Origin of the sequence: Micromonospora sp. WMMD956 (genome assembly GCF_029626125.1) — a bacterium.
In the GTDB taxonomy this organism is placed as follows: domain Bacteria; phylum Actinomycetota; class Actinomycetes; order Mycobacteriales; family Micromonosporaceae; genus Micromonospora; species Micromonospora carbonacea.
The window spans coordinates 3,334,013-3,351,913 of sequence record NZ_JARUBI010000005.1; the positions used below are offsets into that span (position 1 = coordinate 3,334,013).

Consider the following 17,901-nt stretch of genomic DNA (forward strand, 5'->3'; position numbering starts at 1 on the left):
CGGCCGCACGTCACGCCGCGCCGGCCGGCGTCCGGGCCGCTTCTGGGGGAGGAGAACGCCGTGAGCACCGTCGTGTTCCGTCGGCTTCCGCGTCAACCGGGGCCGGCCCTGCCGCGCGGCGAGGTGCTGCTCGAATCCCCGCCGGAGCTGCCCGAGCCGACCCCCCGGGGCATGGGCCAGCTCCTGATGATCCTGCCGATGGTCTGCGGCGTCGGCGCGATGGCGTTCCTCTACGCCGGCCGGGGCGGCGGCATGATGACGTACGTCGCGGGTGGGCTCTTCGGGGTCTCCATGCTCGGCATGGCGGTCGGCTCGCTGAGCAACGGCGGCAACGACAAGGCCGAGCTGAACGCCGAGCGCCGCGACTACATGCGCTACCTGGCCCAGATGCGCAAGCGCACCCGGCGCGCGGCCGAGCAGCAGCGGGCCGCGATGACGTGGCGGCACCCGGAGCCCGACGCGCTCTGGTCGATCGCCGCGTCCCGCCGGCTGTGGGAACGCCGGGTCACCGAGGACGACTTCGGCGAGGCGCGGATCGCGGTCGGCCCGCAGCGGCTGGCGGTGGAGATCGTGCCGCCGGAGACGAAGCCGGTGGAGGACCTGGAGCCGATGAGCGCGATCGCGCTGCGCCGGTTCGTCCGCGCCCACTCCACGGTGCCGGACCTGCCCACCGCGCTGTCGGTGCGGGCGTTCTCCCGGGTGGTGCTGCGCGGCGAGCGGGAGCCGGTCCTCGACCTGGCCCGGGCGACGATCGGCCAGCTCGCCACCTTCCACGCCCCGGACGACCTGGTCGTCGTCGTGGTCGCCGCCGACGACCGGCAGCCGGCCTGGGACTGGGTGAAGTGGCTGCCGCACGCCCAGCACCCCGGCCGCACCGACGCCGCCGGGGCCCGCCGCCTCGTCTTCGCCACCCTCGCCGAGGCCGAGGAGTCCCTCGCCGACGAGCTGGCCGGCCGGGCCCGGTTCAGCCCGGACGCCAAGCCGCTGACCACCGCGCCGCACCTGGTGGTGGTCGTCGACGGCGGCGAGGTCGCCGCCACCTGCCAGCTCACCGGGCCGAGCCTGCTCGGCACCACCGTCGTGGACCTCTCCGGGGCCGTCCCCCGCGACGCCGGCCGCTGGCTGCTCTGCCTCGACGTCGGCGACGGCACCGCCGTCGACCTGGTCCGGGGCGCGACCAGCACCCGGCTGGGCCGCCCCGACCGGCTCACCGCCGCCGCGGCCGAGGGGCTGGCCCGGCAGCTCGCCCCCTACCGCCTCTCCCAGCAGCAGGCCGGCGCGGAGGAGCCGCTGGCCCGCAGCACCGAGCTGCCGGACCTGCTCGGCGTCGGCGACGCCGCCACCGTCGACGTGCGGCAGACGTGGCGGCCGCGCAGCCACCGCGACCGGCTGCGCATCCCCCTCGGCGTCGGCCCCGACGGCACCGTCGTCGAGCTGGACTTCAAGGAGTCCGCCCACGAGGGCATGGGCCCGCACGGCCTGGTCATCGGCGCGACCGGCTCCGGCAAGAGCGAGTTGCTGCGTACGGTGGTCGCCGCCCTCGCCGTCACCCACTCCTCGGAGGAGCTGAACTTCGTCCTGGTCGACTTCAAGGGCGGCGCGACGTTCGCCTCCCTGGACGCGCTGCCGCACACCAGCGCGGTGATCACCAACCTCTCCGACGAGCTGCCGCTGGTCGACCGGATGCGCGACGCCCTGGCCGGCGAGATGAACCGCCGCCAGGAGGTGCTGCGGGCCGCCGGCAACTACGTCTCCCGCTACGAGTACGAGAAGGCGCGGGCCGCCGGCGAGGCGCTGGAGCCGATGCCGAGCCTGCTCATCATCTGCGACGAGTTCAGCGAGCTGCTCGCCGCGAAGCCCGACTTCATCGACCTGTTCGTGATGATCGGCCGGCTGGGCCGGTCGCTGGGCGTGCACCTGCTGCTCGCCAGCCAGCGGCTGGAGGAGGGCAAGCTGCGCGGCCTCGACACGCACCTGTCGTACCGGATCGGCCTGCGCACCTTCTCGGCGGTGGAGAGCCGGATCGTGCTCGGCGTGCCCGACGCCTACGAGCTGCCCAGCGCCCCCGGCCACGGCTACCTCAAGACCGACACCGCCACCATGCTGCGGTTCCGCGCGGCGTACGTGTCCGGCCCGTACCGGGCCCCCGGCGAGCAGGCGCGCTCGGCGCAGGCGTCGGTGCGCCGCCGCATCGTGCCGTACGGCACGGAGTTCGTGCCGGCGCCCGCCCCGGACCTGGCGGCGGAGCCGGTGGCCGAGCCGGAGCAGCCGGCCGAGGGCAAGGCCGTGTCCATGCTCGACGTGCTGACCGGGCGGCTCGCCGGCCAGGGCCGCCCCGCCCACCAGGTGTGGCTGCCGCCGCTGTCGGAGCCGCCGAGCCTTGCGGACCTGCTCGGCCCGCTCGCCGTCGACCCGACGTGCGGGCTCACCACCGTCGGCTGGGCGGGCCGGGGCCGGCTCACCGTCCCGGTCGGGGTGGTCGACCGCCCGTACGAGCAGCGCCGCGACCCGATGATGGTGGAGCTGGCCGGGGCGGGCGGCAACGTGGTGATCGTCGGCGCGTCGCTGTCCGGCAAGAGCACCCTGCTGCGGTCGCTGCTCGCCTCGCTGGCGCTCACCCACACCCCGCGCGAGGCGCAGTTCTTCTGCCTCGACTTCGGCGGCGGGGCGCTGCGCAGCCTGGAGGGGCTGCCGCACACGGCGGGGGTGGCCGGTCGGCGGGACACCGAGGCGGTCCGCCGCACGGTCGCCGAGGTGGTCGGGATCATCGACGAGCGGGAGCAGCGGTTCGCCCGGCACGGCATCGACTCGGTGGCCGCGTACCGGCGTCGGCGGGCGGCCGGCGAGTTCGCCGACGACCCGTTCGGCGACGTGTTCCTCGTGGTGGACGGCTGGAACACGCTGCGCCAGGAGTACGAGGAGCTGGAGCAGACCATCACCAACCTGGCCAACCGGGGGCTGGGCTTCGGCATCCACGTGGTGATCACGGCGGTGCGCTGGGCGGAGATCCGGATCAACCTGCGCGACCTGCTCGGCACGAAGCTGGAGCTGCGCCTCGGCGACGCGGCCGAGTCGGAGATCGACCGGCGGGCCGCGCAGAACGTGCCGGAGAAGACCCCCGGCCGCGGCCTGACCCGCGACAAGCTGCACTTCCTGGCGGCGGTGTCGCGGATCGACGGCCGCCGCGACGTCGACGACCTGACCGAGGCGTCGGTCGCCCTGGCCGGGCACGTGGCGCGGGCGTGGCCGGGCACCCCCGCCCCGAAGGTACGGCTGCTGCCGCGCCGGCTGCCGCTGGCCGAGCTGGCCCGGGTGGCCGACCGCACCGCGCCGGGCCTGCCGATCGGGGTCGACGAGTCGACGCTCGCGCCGGTCTACCTGGACCTGGCCAGCGAGCCGCACCTGACCGTGTTCGGCGACGCCGAGTGCGGCAAGACCAACCTGCTGCGGGTGATCGCCCGGGGGATCGTCGAGCGCTACACCCCGGCGCAGGCCCGCCTGGTCATCGCCGACTACCGGCGCGGCCTGCTCGGCGCGGTCGAGGGCGAGCACCTGCTCGACTACGCCCCGTCCAACCAGGTCTTCGCCCAGGGCCTCGCGTCGATCCGCAGCGCGCTGTCCAACCGGCTGCCCGGCCCGGACGTCACCACCGCCCAGTTGCGCGACCGGAGCTGGTGGAAGGGGCCGGACCTCTACCTCCTGGTCGACGACTACGACCTGGTGGCCTCCGGCGGCAACAACCCGCTCAGCGCGCTGCACGAGCTGCTGCCGCAGGCCCGCGACATCGGCCTGCACCTGATCGTCGCCCGCCGGGTCGGCGGCGTGGCGCGGGCGTTGTACGAGCCGGTGCTGCAACGCCTGCGCGAGCTGGACTCGCCCGGCCTGCTGATGTCCGGCGCGCGGGAGGAGGGGCCGGTCTTCGGCACGCTGCGCCCGAGCCCGCAGCCGCCCGGCCGGGGGACGCTGGTGCGGCGGCGCGACGGCCAGCAACTCGTCCAGACGGCCTGGTCCGAACCGGCCTAGGCCACGGTCCGGCACGGCCGGGGACGGACGCCGGGTGCCCCGGTCCGGTAGCGTCGGGCCGATCGTCGGTTGTGCAGAAGGGACCGTGGTGAGCACCTCGGGGGGATACGGCGGCCTCAACGGCGCCGTCGAGAGCATGCTGCGTCAGGCGCAGGAGCAGCAGCGTCGGCTGGCCGAGTTCCAGCGGCAGCGCGCCGAGCTGCGGGTGACCGGGGAGAGCCCGGACGGCCTGGTCAGCGTCACGGTCGACGGCGAGATGAAGGTCGGCGACATCGAGATCAACGCGCGGGCGATGCGGCTGGACAGCTTCTCCCTCGCGGAGTCGCTCCAGGCGGCGATCGACGCGGCGTACGCGGCCTTCGGCGAGCACCAGCAGGAGCTGCTCACCGAGATGCTCGGCGGCTCCGAGCTGGTCCGGCAGGCCCAGGCCGGCACGCTGACGCCCGAGGACTGGTTCCGCCGGTTCGGGGTGGACCTGGGCGACCCGTTCCGCGGCCTGCGCCGCTGAGTCCGGCAGGGGGACACGATGGCGAACACGGTCGACGTCGACGCGATCCGCAGGGCGGGCCAGAAGCTCGACGCCCCGGACGGCCCGATCCAGTACCTGCGCAACGTGCAGTCGCTGCTGGAGAGCGTGAAGCTGCCGGGTGGGTCGCTGACCCTCTTCGGCGGCGCGACCGTCGAGGCGCACAACGCCTCGGTCGACGGCCACCTGGAAAACGTGAAGACCGGCATCGAGCACCTGCACCGGGCGGCCCAGCAGCTCGAACAGACCGCCAACAACTGGGAGAAGTCGGATCAGCCCTGGGTGGTCAAGTGACCGGCCGGGGGCGCGACGGGGGGCAGCACCGATGACGGAGATCCTGATCGCCAACGCGTCCGGCGCGGTGACCGGCACGCACACGGTCGCCGCGACGACGGCCCCGGTGCGGGGCCTGCTCCCGGCGGCCCGGGCCAACTGGATGTGGCTGGTCGGCGCGGGCTTCCTGGGCGTGATGATCGCCTATCTGGAGACGTTCGACAACGACGAGGTCAACAAGTCCATCAAGGAGTGGGGCGACGCCGCCCGCCTGCTCGGCGCGGACCAGTTCGGCGCGGCCCTGGGCGAGGTGCCGCCGTCCGCGGAGGAGTGGGACTTCGACGACCGGGACGCGTTCGAGCTGTTCCTCCGGAAGTTGGGCGCGGAGATCAACTCGCTGGCCGAGGCGTTCAACGCCAACAAGGAGAGCCTCACCGCCGCCCGGGACGCCTTCAACGACGCCGTCGACGCGCTGGTCGAGGCGCTGATCCCGATCCTGATCGCGGTGATCGCGTCGGTCGCCCTCCAGGCGTTCCCGCCGACCGCCCCCATCGCCGAGGCGATCGGGGTGGCCGGGCTGACCGTGAGCGTGGCGATCCTCGCCCTGGTCTTCGGCGACATCAGCGCGCTGTTCACCACCGTGATGGCGGGGTTCCAGCACAACAACCGGTTCGCCTTCGTGTCGGACTCCCGCCCGGGCTGGGCGGCCACCGGCACCGACCCCGACATCAAGGACATCAAGATCGACTGGGTCAAGGATTCCAACTTCTACCAGTGAGAGGTGGGCGACGTGGTGACGCTCTTCGTGTTGGCCCTGGTCACCATCCCGGTCTTCCTCGTGTTGGGGCTGGTCGCGCAGCTCACGCGGGCGACCTGGGCGAAGCGGGCCAGCGAGGCGACGGTCCTCGTCGGCATCGCCGCGCTGCTGCCGGTGGTGCTGGACCGGGCCCTGGAGAAGCCGGTGCTCTGGGCGGCCGTGGTGCTGCTGGCCGCGCTGCTGGTGTTCGGCGTGGCGCTGCATGTGCGGTCGTACCGTCGGCCCTCCTGAGCCGGGGCGCGACCCGGGTCCGCTGGGGACGGTCCGCGCTGGGGCGATCCCTCCGGGGAGACCCTGTTCGGGCGGCCACGACGCCGCGGCAGGGCTGCGCGGGTTGGACGAGGTCGGTTACGGTGCATCCTGAATGTCCGTCGGTGGGGTTGGTCGCCTTGCCACGGGGGAGGGGCGCGGCAGAGTTCCGCCGCCACAACGATGACGGAAGGGTGTGAAGCATGGCGTTCGAGGTCGACGCATCGACTCTGCATACCGCGGCGAATGACGTGCGGTCCACGCGCGGCGATGTCGACGGTGAGCTGAAGAAGCTGTGGAACGTGGTCGACGACCTGGCGATGGCCTGGAAGGGGCAGGCTTCCTCCGGCTTCCAGCAGCTCATGCTGCGGTGGAACGAGGACACCGCCAAGCTGCTGACCGCGATGGACAACATCGCCGACCTGCTCGACAAGTCCGGCACGACCCACCAGGTCAACGACGAGGAGCAGCAGCAGATGCTGGACAAGTTCCACGCTGCGCTGAACCCGTGACCGGCAGCCAGGCGTAGGGGAGGAAATCATGAGCATCAAGGTTGACTACGCGGTCCTCGAAAGCAGCCACCAGCAGATGACCGCGATCTCGCGGACCATCGACGAGAAGCTCGACACGCTGCGCTCCATGCTGAGCAAGCTGCACTGGGAAGGCGAGGACCGCACCGCCTACGAGCAGCACCAGGCGCAGTGGGACGCCGCCGTCCGGGACATCAACAAGATCCTGAACGACATCGGTGGCGCGGTCGGCATCGCCCGCGAGAACTACGTCACCACGGAGATGAGCAACTCCCGGGTGTGGAACAGCTGAGCTGACGCCGACGCGGCTCCGGTCCGGCTCGACCGGCCCGGAGCCGTTCTGCGTGACGGTCGACGAGGGCCGGGGGAGAAGATGCACACGGGGGGACACCGGCGACCGCTGCGGCGGTCCGCCGCCATGCTGGCGCTGGCCGCCGTCGCCGGCGGCCTGCTGACCGCGCCCGCCCCGGCGCGCGCGGCCGACACGGTGCGCGGCCTCCAGTGGCACCTCGACACGCTGCGCATCCCCGAGGCGCACAAGCTGACCAGGGGCGCGGGCGTCACGGTCGCGGTGATCGACGGCGGGGTCTACGCCGCCCACCCCGACCTGCGGGGGCAGGTCCTGAGGGGCACCTCGCGGTCCAGCGGGGTGCGGGCCGACGGCCAGGCCGACCCGGACCGCGAGAAGGGCCACGGCACCGCGATGGCCGGCATCATCGCCGGCCGGGGCGGCGGGTCCATGCGGCTGCTCGGCATCGCCCCGGAGGCGAAGATCCTGCCGGTAGCCCTCGGCGAGCCGCGCGAGTGGGACATCGCGGGCGGCATCCGCTGGGCGGCCGACGCCGGAGCAGGCGTGATCAACCTGTCCGTCGGCACCCCTGGCGACGACCCCCAGGTCACCGAGGCCGTCGAATACGCTCTCGGCAAGGGCGCGGTGCTGGTGGCCGCCGCCGGCAACCGCGCCGCCAGCCAGGGCGTGCCGACGCCGGCCAACGTCCCCGGCGTGCTCGCGGTCGCGGGCACCGGGAAGAACGGCTCGCGGTGGAGCGGGTCGGTCACGGGCCCGGAGGTGGGGATCGCCGCGCCCGGGGAACGGATCATCAGCACGGTGCCGCCGCCGGTGTCGCCGAACGGCTACGGCGTGGGCGACGGCAGCAGCAACGCGTCGGCGATCGTCTCCGGGGTCGCCGCGCTGGTGCGGTCCCGCTATCCGCGGCTCGACGCCGCCAACGTGGTCAACCGGCTGATCCGCACCGCGCGGGACCGGGGCGCCCCGGGCCGCGACCCGGAGTACGGCTTCGGCGGCGTCGACGTGCTGGCCGCGCTGACCGCCGCCGTGCCCGAGGTGACCGGCAACCCGCTGCTGACCAGCGCGTCCGCGAAGCCGGGCGGCCCCGCCGCGACCGACGACGGCGACGACCCCGCCGACGGGCGGCCGGCGGTCTCCGTGAGCCTGGGCGACAACGCCCCGTTCCGGCTGGCGCTCTGCCTGCTCGTGGTGCTCCTGGCCGGCGCGCTGGTGGTGGGGCTGGTCGTGGTCAACCGCCGGGCGGCGCGCCGCCGTGTCCCGCCCGGCCCGCACCCGCCGGGGCCCTACGCGTCCGGGCCGTATCCGCCGGGGCCACCGCTCGGCGTCCCACCGCCGCACCCGCCCGGGCCGTACCCGCCGGGGCCGCCGCCGCAGGCACGGCCGCCCGGCCCGGCGGGGCCGCAGCCGCGCTGACACCGACACCTGAGGAACGGGGCCAGGGAGGGGCATCATGAGCGACGAACAGCACGATCCGGACCGGGTGGAGATCGACCTGCCCGTGCCGCTGCCGGTCAACGCGGCCTACCCGGGGATGGTCGACATCCGGGGGATCAGCTTCGACCGCACCGGCGTCGACCAGGCCGAGACGCCGAGCGGGCTGGTCGCCGGCGAGGGCGAGAAGGGCGTCGAGACGGAGTGGGACGCCGGCAGCCTCGACTCCGCGATCACCTGGCTGGAGACGCACGCCAGCTACCTCAACCGGCTCTCCTACGAGATGGCCGACATCTCCGACAAGCTCGGCGGCGGCGAGGCCGTCGCCGGCAAGGGGCCGCTCGGTGGCTTCCCGTACGCCCTGCAACTCGCCCAGCGGCACCAGCAGGTCTACAGCGGCACCGAGAGCGGGCTGCGCACCCTCTCGGAGAACCTCTACTCGGCGGCCGAGGCGCTGCGCACCGTGAAGCGCAACTACGAGACCGCCGAGGGGGCCAACGAGATGACCGCGCAGGAGATGCAGCAGGCCTTCACCGACGCCGCCCGCGGCGGCAGCTAGATCGACGGGAGCGGAACGTGGGCGACAAGAGCTGGGAGGACATGGCCCGGGAGGTGCTCGTCGACGGCCGCCCGGCCGACGTGCAGAGCGCCGCGCTGGGCTGGAAGGAGCTGATCAAGAACGTCGATCAGGTCCGGGAGAGCCTGGAGAAGAACGTCAAGGACCTCGGCGTGGTCTGGAAGGGCCCGGCCTACGAGGCGTTCAAGACGCACATCGAGGGGCTCGCCAAGAACGCCAAGTCGATGGTCGACGACATCGACAACCCGGGGCGGGGCAAGGTCAGCATCGTGACCACCCTGGAGACGGCCGCCAGCCAGCTGGAGGACGCCCAGAACAAGATGCCGATCCCGGCGGCCTGCGTCGGTGACGTCCTGGCGGCCCGCAACGGCGAGATCACCCTCGGGGTGGGGCTGTTCGAGACCCGGGTCACGGCGGAGGTCATGGGCAGCTGGCCCGTCGAGCAGCTCGGCAAGGTGGGCGACTGGGTCACGGGCTGGTTCTCCGACCAGGAGGGCGACGCCCGCAAGGTCTACGACGAGGTCAACGGCAACTTCAGGGACCGCACGATGGAGGCGCCGGGCTCGGTGACCCCCAGCAGCCTGAGCACGGGCCCCACGGAGGTGCCGGACCTCGGCGGCGGCCCGGGCGCCGGTGGCGTCGGTGGGGTCCCGTCGGTGGGCGGCATGCCGTCGACCGGCGGCGTCGGCGGCGGTTCCCCGGGCGGCATCGGCACCCTGCCGGAGGTCGGCGACGGCAAGCCCGACTTCGGGTCGACGACCCACCCGGACCTCACCCCCGTCGCCGACCTTCCCGACACCGGGTCCGTGGACCCGGGCGGGCTGGACGACGACTACGGGACGGGCCTGGCCGGTGCCGGCGGGCCGGCCACCACCGGCCTCGGCGGGGGCGGGCTGGGCGGCGGCAGCGGCGCGGGCCTGTCGACCGGCGGCGCGGGCGGCGGCATTCCCGGCGGCGGTGCGCTCGGCAAGACGGTCAGCCCGGGGCTGCCGCCGATGCTCGGCGGCGGCGCGGCCGGCGCGGGCCGGGCCGCGGGCCGGGGCGCGGGCGGTCGGCTGGGCGCGGGCAAGCCGGGCATGGGCGGCATGGTGGCCCCCGGCGCGGCCGGCGGCGCCGGTGCCCGGGGCGCGGGCGGCCGGGGCGCGGCGGGCGCCGGCCGGCCGGGCGGCGCGACGGCCGGGCGGGGCGGCCTGGCCGGTGCGGCGGGCGGGGCCGGCTACGGCGAGGAGGAGCAGGTGCGCAACACCTGGCTGGAGGAGGACGAGGACGTCTGGGGCGCGGGCGGCGACGCCACCCCCGGCATCCTGCGCTGACGCTGCGGCGCGGCCGGGGTCAGCTTTCGACGGTGGTGGGGCGGCGGCCCGGCCGCCACCCCCGACGCCGTCCCCGGGCCAGGATCGGCCTGACGGCCAGCAGCGCGCCGGCCAGGACCGCGCCGACCGCCGCCACCCAGACCGCCACGGCCCGCTGCCAGCCCAGCGGGTCGCGCGGCGGGGCGGGCGCGGCCAGCGCCCCGGGCGGCGGGTCGCTGCGCGTGCCGAGCACGCTGGTCACCGCCCGGTAGGGGTTCACCACCCCGTACCCGACCTCGGCGTTGTGCCCGTCCGGCGGGTTGTCCGCCGTGCGGGTGAGCCGGTAGGCCACCCCGTCCGGCGTGAGATCCGGATGCGCGGCGCGGACCAGCGCGGCCACCCCCGAGACGTACGCGGCGGCGAAGCTCGTGCCGCCCTGCGGCTCGGCGAGGTAGCCCTGCCCCCGGGGCGCGGGGCCGATGATGTCCAGCCCCGGGGCGGCGATGTCCACGTAGTCCCCGCTGACCGAGCTGCCGACGTGGCCGCCCTGCGCGTCGACGCCGGCCACGGCGATGACCCCGGGATACGCCGCCGGGTAGGCCGGCAGGTCCTGCTGCTGCTCCTGACGGTTGCCGGCGGCGGCCACCACGACGACGCCCTTGGCGAGGGCGTACTCGACGGCGGCGGCCAGCTCCGGGCGGGGCAGGGTGACCAGGGACAGGTTGATCACGTCGGCGCCCTGGTCGACGGCCCAGCGGATGGCCAGGCCGATCTGTGCCGGCAGGCCCTCGTCGTTGGTGCGCCGGGTGTCCGGCAGCACGCGTACGGGCAGGATCCGGGCGGCCGGCGCGATGCCGGTGAACGGCGAGCCGGTGCCCTCCCGGCCGGCGATGATGCCGGCGACGATCGTGCCGTGCCCGGCCGCGTCGCACTGCCCCGCGTTGCTGGGCAGCGCGTTGAAGTCCCGGCCGGGGCGCACCTGGCCGCGTAGCAGCGGGTGGGTGGCCGACACGCCGGAGTCGACGACCGCCACGGTGACGCCCTCGCCCCGGGTGACCCGCCAGGCCGAGGCCGGGTCGAGCCGGGTCAGCGCCCAGGGCGCCTCGGTGGGCGCGGGGTTCCCGATCGGCCCGCAGGTCGGGGCGGCCGACGCCGGGGCGGGCGGCACGACGGCGGCGGCGAGCAGCGCCGCCAGCGCGGGCGGCGCGACCCGCCGCAGCCCGGCCCGCCCGGTCACCCGGCGTCCCGCCCGGCCTGGCCCGGGGCGTGCCCGCCTGGGGCCTGCCGCCCGGCTTGGTCCGGGGTGCGCCGTTCGGCCTGGTCCGGGGCCTGTCGTTCGGCCTGGTCCGGGGTGCGCCGTTCGGCCTGCTCGGTGGTGAAGAGGGCGAGCAGGTCGCCGACCTGGCGGTCCGCCTCGGCCGGGTGGCGGAAGTGGCCGCTGGGGTTGACCGTGTATTCGTTGCGCCGGCCGACCCGGGTCCGCCGCAGGTAGCCGCCGGCCTCCAGGTCGGCCACGATCGCCTGGGCCGCACGCTCGGTCACGCCCACCTCGTCCGCGACGTCCCGCAGCCGGGCGGTCGGGTTGCGGGCGATGGCGAGCAGGACGTGACCGTGGTTGGTGAGGAACGTCCAGTTCCGGGTGCTCCCGTTCCCGCCTGCTGTCGTCGCCATGTCCGACATGTTAGGGCTCGGCGACGACGCCCACGCTCCTGGGCCTGCGCGGACCGAGGCGCGGGCCTGCGCAACCCCTTCCCAACGCAGGAAATGTGTATCACGTAACGCTTGACGTGCCTTTTGCTGCGTGTGACCGTGGGGGAACTGGTCGTGCGCGTGAATGACGAGGTGATGGGGCATGGAGCAGTCCAGCATGTCGATGGCTCAGGCGGGCTCCGGGCAGCTCGATCCCCGCACGTCCGTCGGGCGACCGGGCGAACCGGGCACCCCGGGTGCTCGCTGCACCCCGGCCCGGGCCCTCGCCGAGCTGCACGCCGGCAACCACCGCTTCGTCACCGGGACGCCGCGCCACCCCAACCAGGACGCCGGTCACCGGGCGGCCGTCGCCGACGGCCAGAACCCGTTCGCGGTGATCGTCGGCTGCTCCGACTCCCGCCTCGCCGCCGAGATCATCTTCGACCGCGGCCTGGGTGACCTCTTCGTGGTGCGCACCGCCGGGCACACCGTCGGCCCCGAGGTGCTGGGCAGCGTCGAGTACGCCGTGACCGTGCTGGGCACCCCCCTGGTGGTGGTGCTCGGCCACGACTCCTGCGGGGCGGTGCAGGCGGCCAAGGCGGCGACCGGCACCGGCAGCGAGCCCGCCGGAAACCTGCGGGCCGTGGTCGACGCCGTGGTGCCCAGCCTGCACCGGGCCGCCGAGCGGGGCGTCGAGAGCATCGACGAGATCGTCGACATCCACATCGCGTGCACGGTCGAGGCGATGCTCGACCGGTCGCCCGTGCTGGCCGCCGAGGTCGACGCGGGCCGGTGCGCGGTAGTCGGGATGTCGTACCGGCTCAGTGCCGGCGGGGTGCGGACGGTGGCCGCCGTGCCGGCCGCCATGGCCACGGACCCCACCCCGGCGGCCGCCGCCGCCTGAGACGCGAGAGGGGCCGCCCCGTAGCGGGACGGCCCCTCTCGTCGTGCGCGGCGCGCCGCGTCAGAGCAGCGACATGTGCACGTGGTCGGTGTGGTTGGACGGTCCGCTGTAGGAACTCCAGCCGTTCGCCGGGAACCAGATCTGCCGGTTCCAGATGACGTAGTAGATGCCGAGCCGGTCGGCGTTGCGGATGAGGAACGCGGCGAGGTTGTTGCCGTACATCCGGGTGTCGTTGTTGTGCCAGGGGGAGAAGCCGCTGTTCTGGAGCGACCAGTCGCAGGCCCGACCCTTGGGGTGCTCCCACGGCCCGCCCGGCCGGTAGCAGCCCACGAACCGGTTGAAGCCGGCCCGCTTGACCTCCTTGTAGGCGTGCAGCGTGCGGGGCGTCACGCAGCCGGAGGTGGTGGGGTCGTTCTCGCTGCACGACTCCGGCCGCCAGGTGCCGTCCGACGTCCGGCCCGGCGCGATCCGCGCGACCGGGGACGTGGCGTTGACCAGGCCGCCGGTGAAGCCCTTGCCGCCGACCAGCGCGAGCGCCTTCTCGGCGTCGTGCTTCTTCTTCGCCATGACCGACGCCTGCTTCTGCTGCTCGCGCACCTCGGCGTCGAGCGCGAGCTTGGCCTGCTCGGCGCGGTTCTTCGCCGCGCTGACCTCGGCCAGCTTGTTGGCGTTGACCATGTTCAGCTCGTCGAGGGCGGAGGCGCGCTTGACAAACGAGTCCGGGCTGTTGCTCTCCAGCAGCATCGCCATCGCACCGACCCGCCCGGTCCGGTACGACTGCGCGGCCATCTCGCCGACCTGCGGCGCGAGCGCGTCCAGCTCCTCCTGGGCCTTCCGCACCTCGTCGGCGAGCTGGGCCTGGCGCTTCTTGGACTTTTCGAGCTTCGACTTGGCCTGGACGTAGTCCCGGTTCGTCGCCTCGATCACGTCGGTGATGAGCTGGGGCTCGTCGTCCTCCTCGTGCCCCGAGGGCTGGGGGGCAGCGGCGGGCAGGGCGAGCGCCGGGGCGGCCGGCCCGGCGACGACCGCCAGGGCAGCGAGCACGGCCACCACGGGTGTCAACCAGCGGTGCAGGGGTGCCGTCACAGTGTTCCCTTCCATCGACCGCCGACCGGGTTAGCTGACGGGTTCGGGGCGGAAGCGGCCCCTACCGCTCGCGCGGATTCACCCCGGGCACCTGGTTCCCCGGCTCGCCTCGCGGCGATTGGGCGGCGGCACCGCAGGCGCCGCTTCGCGCCTTCGGCGGTGACCGGCAGCGAGGTTACCCGAGAGCACATGCGGGGAGCTACGTCCGGATGCCGACTAAAAGCGTCATTTCGTAATCGCCGTCGGTAATCAGTGATGCGCTTCTCAGGGCGGATGCCGCCGCCGGTCACGCTGCGCAGTGTCACCATGCGGTCTCCGTGCCTCCTTCTCGGTGCGGCCGTCCGGCCGGGGGGTGGGTGGGGGCGTGGTCGTCGGGGAATCCCTCGGCCGCCCGGCCGCCGCCGAGCGCCTCCAGCGCGAGATCGCGGTCCGCGGTCCGCCGCCCGCCCCCGTGGGTACGCGCCGCCGGCACGTCCCCGCCGCCCGCCTGGCGGGTCCGGGGCGCGGCCCCGTGCCCCGCCGTGGGTCCCGCCGTCGTGGGACCCGCTGCCGTGCGCCCTGCCGCCGTGACCACGGCGGCCAGCCCGGTGGTGAGCGGCACGGCGGCGATCAGACCCAGCGTGGCGACCGCGCTGCGGACGATCTCCTGGGCGAGGAACTCGCTGGTCAGGATCTCGGTCACGGGGCGGGAGTCGGCGGTGAGCAGGAGCAGCAGCGGCAGCGACGCGCCCGCGTACGCCAGCACGATCGTGTTGACCGTGGAGGCGATGTGCGCCCGGCCGACGCGGGTGGCCGCCCGGTAGAGCTGCAACCGGGACAGCCCCGGGTTGGCGTGCGCCAGCTCGGTGACGGTGGCCGCCTGGGTCACGGTGACGTCGTCGAGCACCCCGAGCGACCCGATGATGATGCCGGCCAGGAGCAGGCCGTGCAGGTCCACGTCGCCCCGGAACATCGACAGGGTGGTCGCGTCCTCGCTGCCGTACCCGGTGAGGTGGGTGGCGGCCGTGGCCAGCGTGCCCAGCAGGCCGGTGAGCACCAGGCTGCCGAGGGTGCCGAGGACGGCCACCGACGTCTGCGCGGTGACCCCGTGGGTGAGGTACAGCACCACGAACATGATCAGCGCGGAGCCGACGACGGCGATCGGCAGCGGCGACCCGCCCGCGCCGATGCCGGGCAGCACGAAGGTCAGCAGGATGGCGAAGGTGGCGGCGAGCCCGGCGAGGGCGGCCACCCCCCGCCAGCGGCCGAACGCGACGATCGCCAGCGCGAACACCACCGCCAGCCAGATCAGCGGGGCGCCACGCTGGTGCTCGGCGATGTTGTAGGCGCTCGCGGTCGGGTCCGCCGGATCGGTGAGTTTCACCAGCACGATCCGGTCGTCGACGGCGACGGTGGGCGCGCCCGGGCCGGTCGGGACCGGCGTCTCGACCTGCCGCCCGGCGTCCGGCCCCTGCTCCACCCGGACGGTCACGGTGCCGCACGGGCCGTCCGCGACGCCCGGCCCGCCGCCCTCCGGCGTCTCGGGCTGCGGCGGGCACTCCTCGGTGACCACCCGGGTCACCGTGCCGTGGTAGCGGGGCACCGGCGAACCGCCGTCGACCTCCGGGCCGCCGGCGCGGGGCCACAGGACGACCGCCGCGATCACGGTGATCACGAAGAGGGGCACCACGGTCGCGACGAGGACCCGCCGCACCCCCGGCGGGGTGGGCGGGGCGGGTCGGTTGTGGTCGGCGCCCATCGACGATCTCCAAACGGTGTCAGCGCGGGATACGGCCCGGCGGCCCGGACGGTTCAGCGTGGCGGGCGATCGGTCGGCGCCGGACGCCCGGCTCCCGCCGCCCGGCCTTCCGTTCCTCCGGCCCCTGGTCTCCCTCTCCGTCGGCCCCGGTCTACCGCTCCGCCGGCCGTCCGGAGCGGCATCCCGCGTCCCACCGCCCGGAATCGTAGCCACCCTCACCTGCGAACGCAGGTCGACCGACACCATGTCGGCGACATGGCGGTGTTCCGGCCGCCGTGATACCGCCACATGGCCGACATGCCGCCGGATCGACGGGCGGCAGGGCATGTTGGAGACATGGCCCACGACGCGCACGCCGATCGCACCGGGCACCCCACCCAGGTCGGGCACGCCATCCATGCCGAGCGCGACCACCACGCCGGGCACGGCGGGCACGACAAGCACGCCGGGCACGACCCGGAGATGTTCCGCCGCCGGTTCTGGGTCTGCCTCGCGTTGACCCTGCCGATCGTCGTCACCAGCCACATGGTGATGGACTGGTTCGGCTACTCGCTGGAGTTCCCCGGCCGGGCCCTGGTCGGCCCGGTGCTCGGCTCGGCGGTCTTCTGGTGGGGCGGGTGGCCGTTCCTGGTCGGCGCGGTCCGGGAGCTGCGCGACCGGGCACCGGGCATGATGCTGCTCATCGCGATGGCGATCAGCGTGGCGTACGCCGCGTCGCTGGCCACCAGCGCCGGCGCGTTCGACCTGGACTTCTGGTGGGAGCTGGCGGCGCTGGTCACCATCATGCTGCTCGGGCACTGGCAGGAGATGAAGGCGATCGGCCAGGCCCGGGGCGCCCTCGCGGCGCTGGCCGCGCTGCTGCCCGACGACGCGGAGCGGGTCGGGCCCGACGGCGGCACCGAGCGGGTCCCCGTGGCCGCGCTGCGCGTCGGCGACGTGCTGCTGGTCCGGCCCGGCGGTCGGGTGCCGGCCGACGGCCGGGTCGTCGGCGGGGCCGCCGAGCTGGACGAATCCATGATCACGGGCGAGTCCCGCCCGGTCGACCGGTCGGCCGGCGACCGGGTGGTGGCGGGCACGGTGGCCACGGACTCGGCGATCCGGGTCGAGGTGCAGGCCACCGGAGAGGAGACCACCCTCGCCGGCATCCAGCGCATGGTCGCCGAGGCCCAGCGCTCCAGCGGCCGGGCCCAGGTGCTCGCCGACCGCTTCGCGGCCTGGCTGTTCTACGTCGCGACCGCCACCGCCGTGCTGACGGTTGTGGTCTGGTCCGCCCTGGGCGACCCCGACGAGGCCGTCGTGCGGACCGTCACGGTGCTGGTCATCGCCTGCCCGCACGCGCTGGGGCTCGCGATCCCGCTGGTCATCGCGCTGTCCACGGCGGTGGCGGCACGCTCCGGCATCCTGGTGAAGGACCGTCTCGCGCTGGAGCGGATGCGCACCGTCGACGTGGTGCTGTTCGACAAGACCGGCACCCTGACCCGGGGCGAACACGCCGTGACCGGCGTCGCGGCCGCCGAGGGCACCAGCGAGGACGAGCTGCTGCGGCTGGCCGCCGGCGTCGAGGCGGACAGCGAGCACCCGCTGGCCCGCGCGATCGTCGCCGCCGCCGAGCAGCGCGGCGGGCACCCGGACGCCACCGGCTTCCGCGCCCTGCCGGGCCGTGGGGTGCGGGCCACGATCGACGGCACGGAATACGCGGTGGGCGGGCCTGCGCTGCTGCGCGAGTTGGGCGCGGGCCTTCCCGCCGAGCTGGAGCAGGCCACCGCCGGCTGGGCGGGGCGGGGGGCCGCCGTGCTGCACCTCGTCCGCCTCCCCGGCACGGTGCTGGGCGTGCTTGCCCTCGCCGACGAAGTACGCCCCGAGGCCCGCGAGGCGATCGATGAGCTACGCGCCCAGGGCATCCGGACCATCGCGATGATCACCGGGGATGCCCGGGCGGTGGCCGATACGGTCGCCGCCGACCTCGGCTTCCGTCCCGGGGTCGACGAGGTCTTCGCGGAGGTGCTGCCGGCCGACAAGGACGGAAAGGTGACCGAGCTGCAACGACGCGGGCTGACGGTGGCGATGGTCGGCGACGGGGTCAACGACGCCCCGGCGCTGGCCCGCGCCGACGTGGGCATCGCCATCGGGGCCGGCACGGACGTGGCGATCGAGTCCGCCGGGATGGTGCTCGCCTCGTCCGACCCGCGCGGGGTGGCGGCGGTCGCCCGGCTCTCCCGGGCCTCCTACCGCAAGATGGTGCAGAACCTGGCCTGGGCGGCCGGCTACAACGTGGTGGCCCTGCCGCTGGCCGCCGGGGTGCTGGCCTGGGCGGGGGTGGCGCTGAGCCCGGCGGTCGGGGCGATCCTGATGTCGGCCTCCACGATCGTGGTGGCGCTGAACGCCCAACTGCTCCGCCGGGTCCGCCTCACCCCCTGCTGATGCCGGGCAGGGGTGAGGGCCTCAACGAGTGTTGG

At 74.6% G+C, this 17,901-nt stretch carries 15 protein-coding genes, 1 pseudogene and 1 riboswitch; of the genes and pseudogenes, 12 read left to right on the plus strand and 4 right to left on the minus strand.

Going from position 1 to position 17,901, the window contains the following annotated elements; genetic code table 11:
• The first annotated feature begins 60 nt into the window (after positions 1–60).
• From eccCa to O7628_RS15420, 10 genes are all read left to right on the plus strand, one after another.
• Complete coding sequence (gene eccCa / locus O7628_RS15375) at positions 61–4,023, plus strand: type VII secretion protein EccCa (RefSeq protein ID WP_278131332.1); 3,963 nt, start codon at positions 61–63, stop codon at positions 4,021–4,023.
• A gap of 88 nt (positions 4,024–4,111) precedes the next feature.
• Positions 4,112–4,531 (plus strand): YbaB/EbfC family nucleoid-associated protein, encoded by a 420-nt coding sequence (locus O7628_RS15380; protein ID WP_178067059.1) that lies wholly within the window; start codon positions 4,112–4,114, stop codon positions 4,529–4,531.
• 18 nt (positions 4,532–4,549) lie between these two features.
• Positions 4,550–4,843 (plus strand): hypothetical protein, encoded by a 294-nt coding sequence (locus O7628_RS15385; RefSeq protein ID WP_074475203.1) that lies wholly within the window; start codon positions 4,550–4,552, stop codon positions 4,841–4,843.
• A gap of 31 nt (positions 4,844–4,874) precedes the next feature.
• Positions 4,875–5,600 (plus strand): hypothetical protein, encoded by a 726-nt coding sequence (locus O7628_RS15390; RefSeq protein WP_278131335.1) that lies wholly within the window; start codon positions 4,875–4,877, stop codon positions 5,598–5,600.
• Between the two features lie 3 nt (positions 5,601–5,603).
• On the plus strand, positions 5,604–5,870 hold the full coding sequence (locus O7628_RS15395; RefSeq protein WP_278131337.1) for a hypothetical protein: 267 nt from the start codon (positions 5,604–5,606) through the stop codon (positions 5,868–5,870).
• Between the two features lie 221 nt (positions 5,871–6,091).
• Complete coding sequence (locus O7628_RS15400) at positions 6,092–6,400, plus strand: WXG100 family type VII secretion target (RefSeq protein ID WP_043961610.1); 309 nt, start codon at positions 6,092–6,094, stop codon at positions 6,398–6,400.
• A 28-nt stretch (positions 6,401–6,428) separates the two neighbouring features.
• A complete protein-coding gene (locus tag O7628_RS15405) occupies positions 6,429–6,710 on the plus strand; it encodes a WXG100 family type VII secretion target (RefSeq protein ID WP_074475200.1) in 282 nt (93 codons plus the stop codon).
• Positions 6,711–6,791: 81 nt separating this feature from the next.
• On the plus strand, positions 6,792–8,141 hold the full coding sequence (locus O7628_RS15410) for a S8 family serine peptidase (RefSeq protein ID WP_278131339.1): 1,350 nt from the start codon (positions 6,792–6,794) through the stop codon (positions 8,139–8,141).
• A 37-nt stretch (positions 8,142–8,178) separates the two neighbouring features.
• On the plus strand, positions 8,179–8,718 hold the full coding sequence (locus O7628_RS15415) for a hypothetical protein (RefSeq protein WP_278131340.1): 540 nt from the start codon (positions 8,179–8,181) through the stop codon (positions 8,716–8,718).
• A gap of 17 nt (positions 8,719–8,735) precedes the next feature.
• Positions 8,736–10,049 carry a hypothetical protein gene (locus tag O7628_RS15420; protein ID WP_278131341.1) on the plus strand — a complete coding sequence of 438 codons (1,314 nt, stop codon included), beginning with the start codon at positions 8,736–8,738 and terminating at the stop codon, positions 10,047–10,049.
• Positions 10,050–10,068: 19 nt separating this feature from the next.
• Here the strand turns inward: O7628_RS15420 and mycP are convergent, their stop codons facing one another.
• Both mycP and O7628_RS15430 read right to left on the minus strand, forming a co-directional pair.
• Positions 10,069–11,265 (minus strand): type VII secretion-associated serine protease mycosin, encoded by a 1,197-nt coding sequence (mycP, locus tag O7628_RS15425; RefSeq protein ID WP_278131343.1) that lies wholly within the window; start codon positions 11,263–11,265, stop codon positions 10,069–10,071.
• Positions 11,266–11,399: 134 nt separating this feature from the next.
• A pseudogene (locus tag O7628_RS15430) lies at positions 11,400–11,708 on the minus strand (helix-turn-helix domain-containing protein); the annotation flags it as partial.
• Between the two features lie 172 nt (positions 11,709–11,880).
• Here O7628_RS15430 and O7628_RS15435 point away from each other — a divergent pair.
• Complete coding sequence (locus O7628_RS15435) at positions 11,881–12,621, plus strand: carbonic anhydrase (protein WP_278131345.1); 741 nt, start codon at positions 11,881–11,883, stop codon at positions 12,619–12,621.
• A gap of 60 nt (positions 12,622–12,681) precedes the next feature.
• On the opposite strand, the gene O7628_RS15440 is transcribed toward O7628_RS15435, so the two are convergent.
• Both O7628_RS15440 and O7628_RS15445 read right to left on the minus strand, forming a co-directional pair.
• Positions 12,682–13,707: a hypothetical protein gene (locus O7628_RS15440; protein ID WP_178063098.1), complete on the minus strand. Its 1,026-nt coding sequence runs from the start codon at positions 13,705–13,707 to the stop codon at positions 12,682–12,684.
• A gap of 4 nt (positions 13,708–13,711) precedes the next feature.
• Positions 13,712–13,842, minus strand: a riboswitch (cyclic di-AMP (ydaO/yuaA leader).
• A 166-nt stretch (positions 13,843–14,008) separates the two neighbouring features.
• A complete protein-coding gene (locus O7628_RS15445; protein ID WP_278131349.1) occupies positions 14,009–15,445 on the minus strand; it encodes a YibE/F family protein in 1,437 nt (478 codons plus the stop codon).
• A 462-nt stretch (positions 15,446–15,907) separates the two neighbouring features.
• On the opposite strand from O7628_RS15445, the gene O7628_RS15450 reads away from it, so the two are divergent.
• Complete coding sequence (locus tag O7628_RS15450; protein WP_347405236.1) at positions 15,908–17,866, plus strand: heavy metal translocating P-type ATPase; 1,959 nt, start codon at positions 15,908–15,910, stop codon at positions 17,864–17,866.
• Positions 17,867–17,901 lie beyond the last annotated feature (35 nt).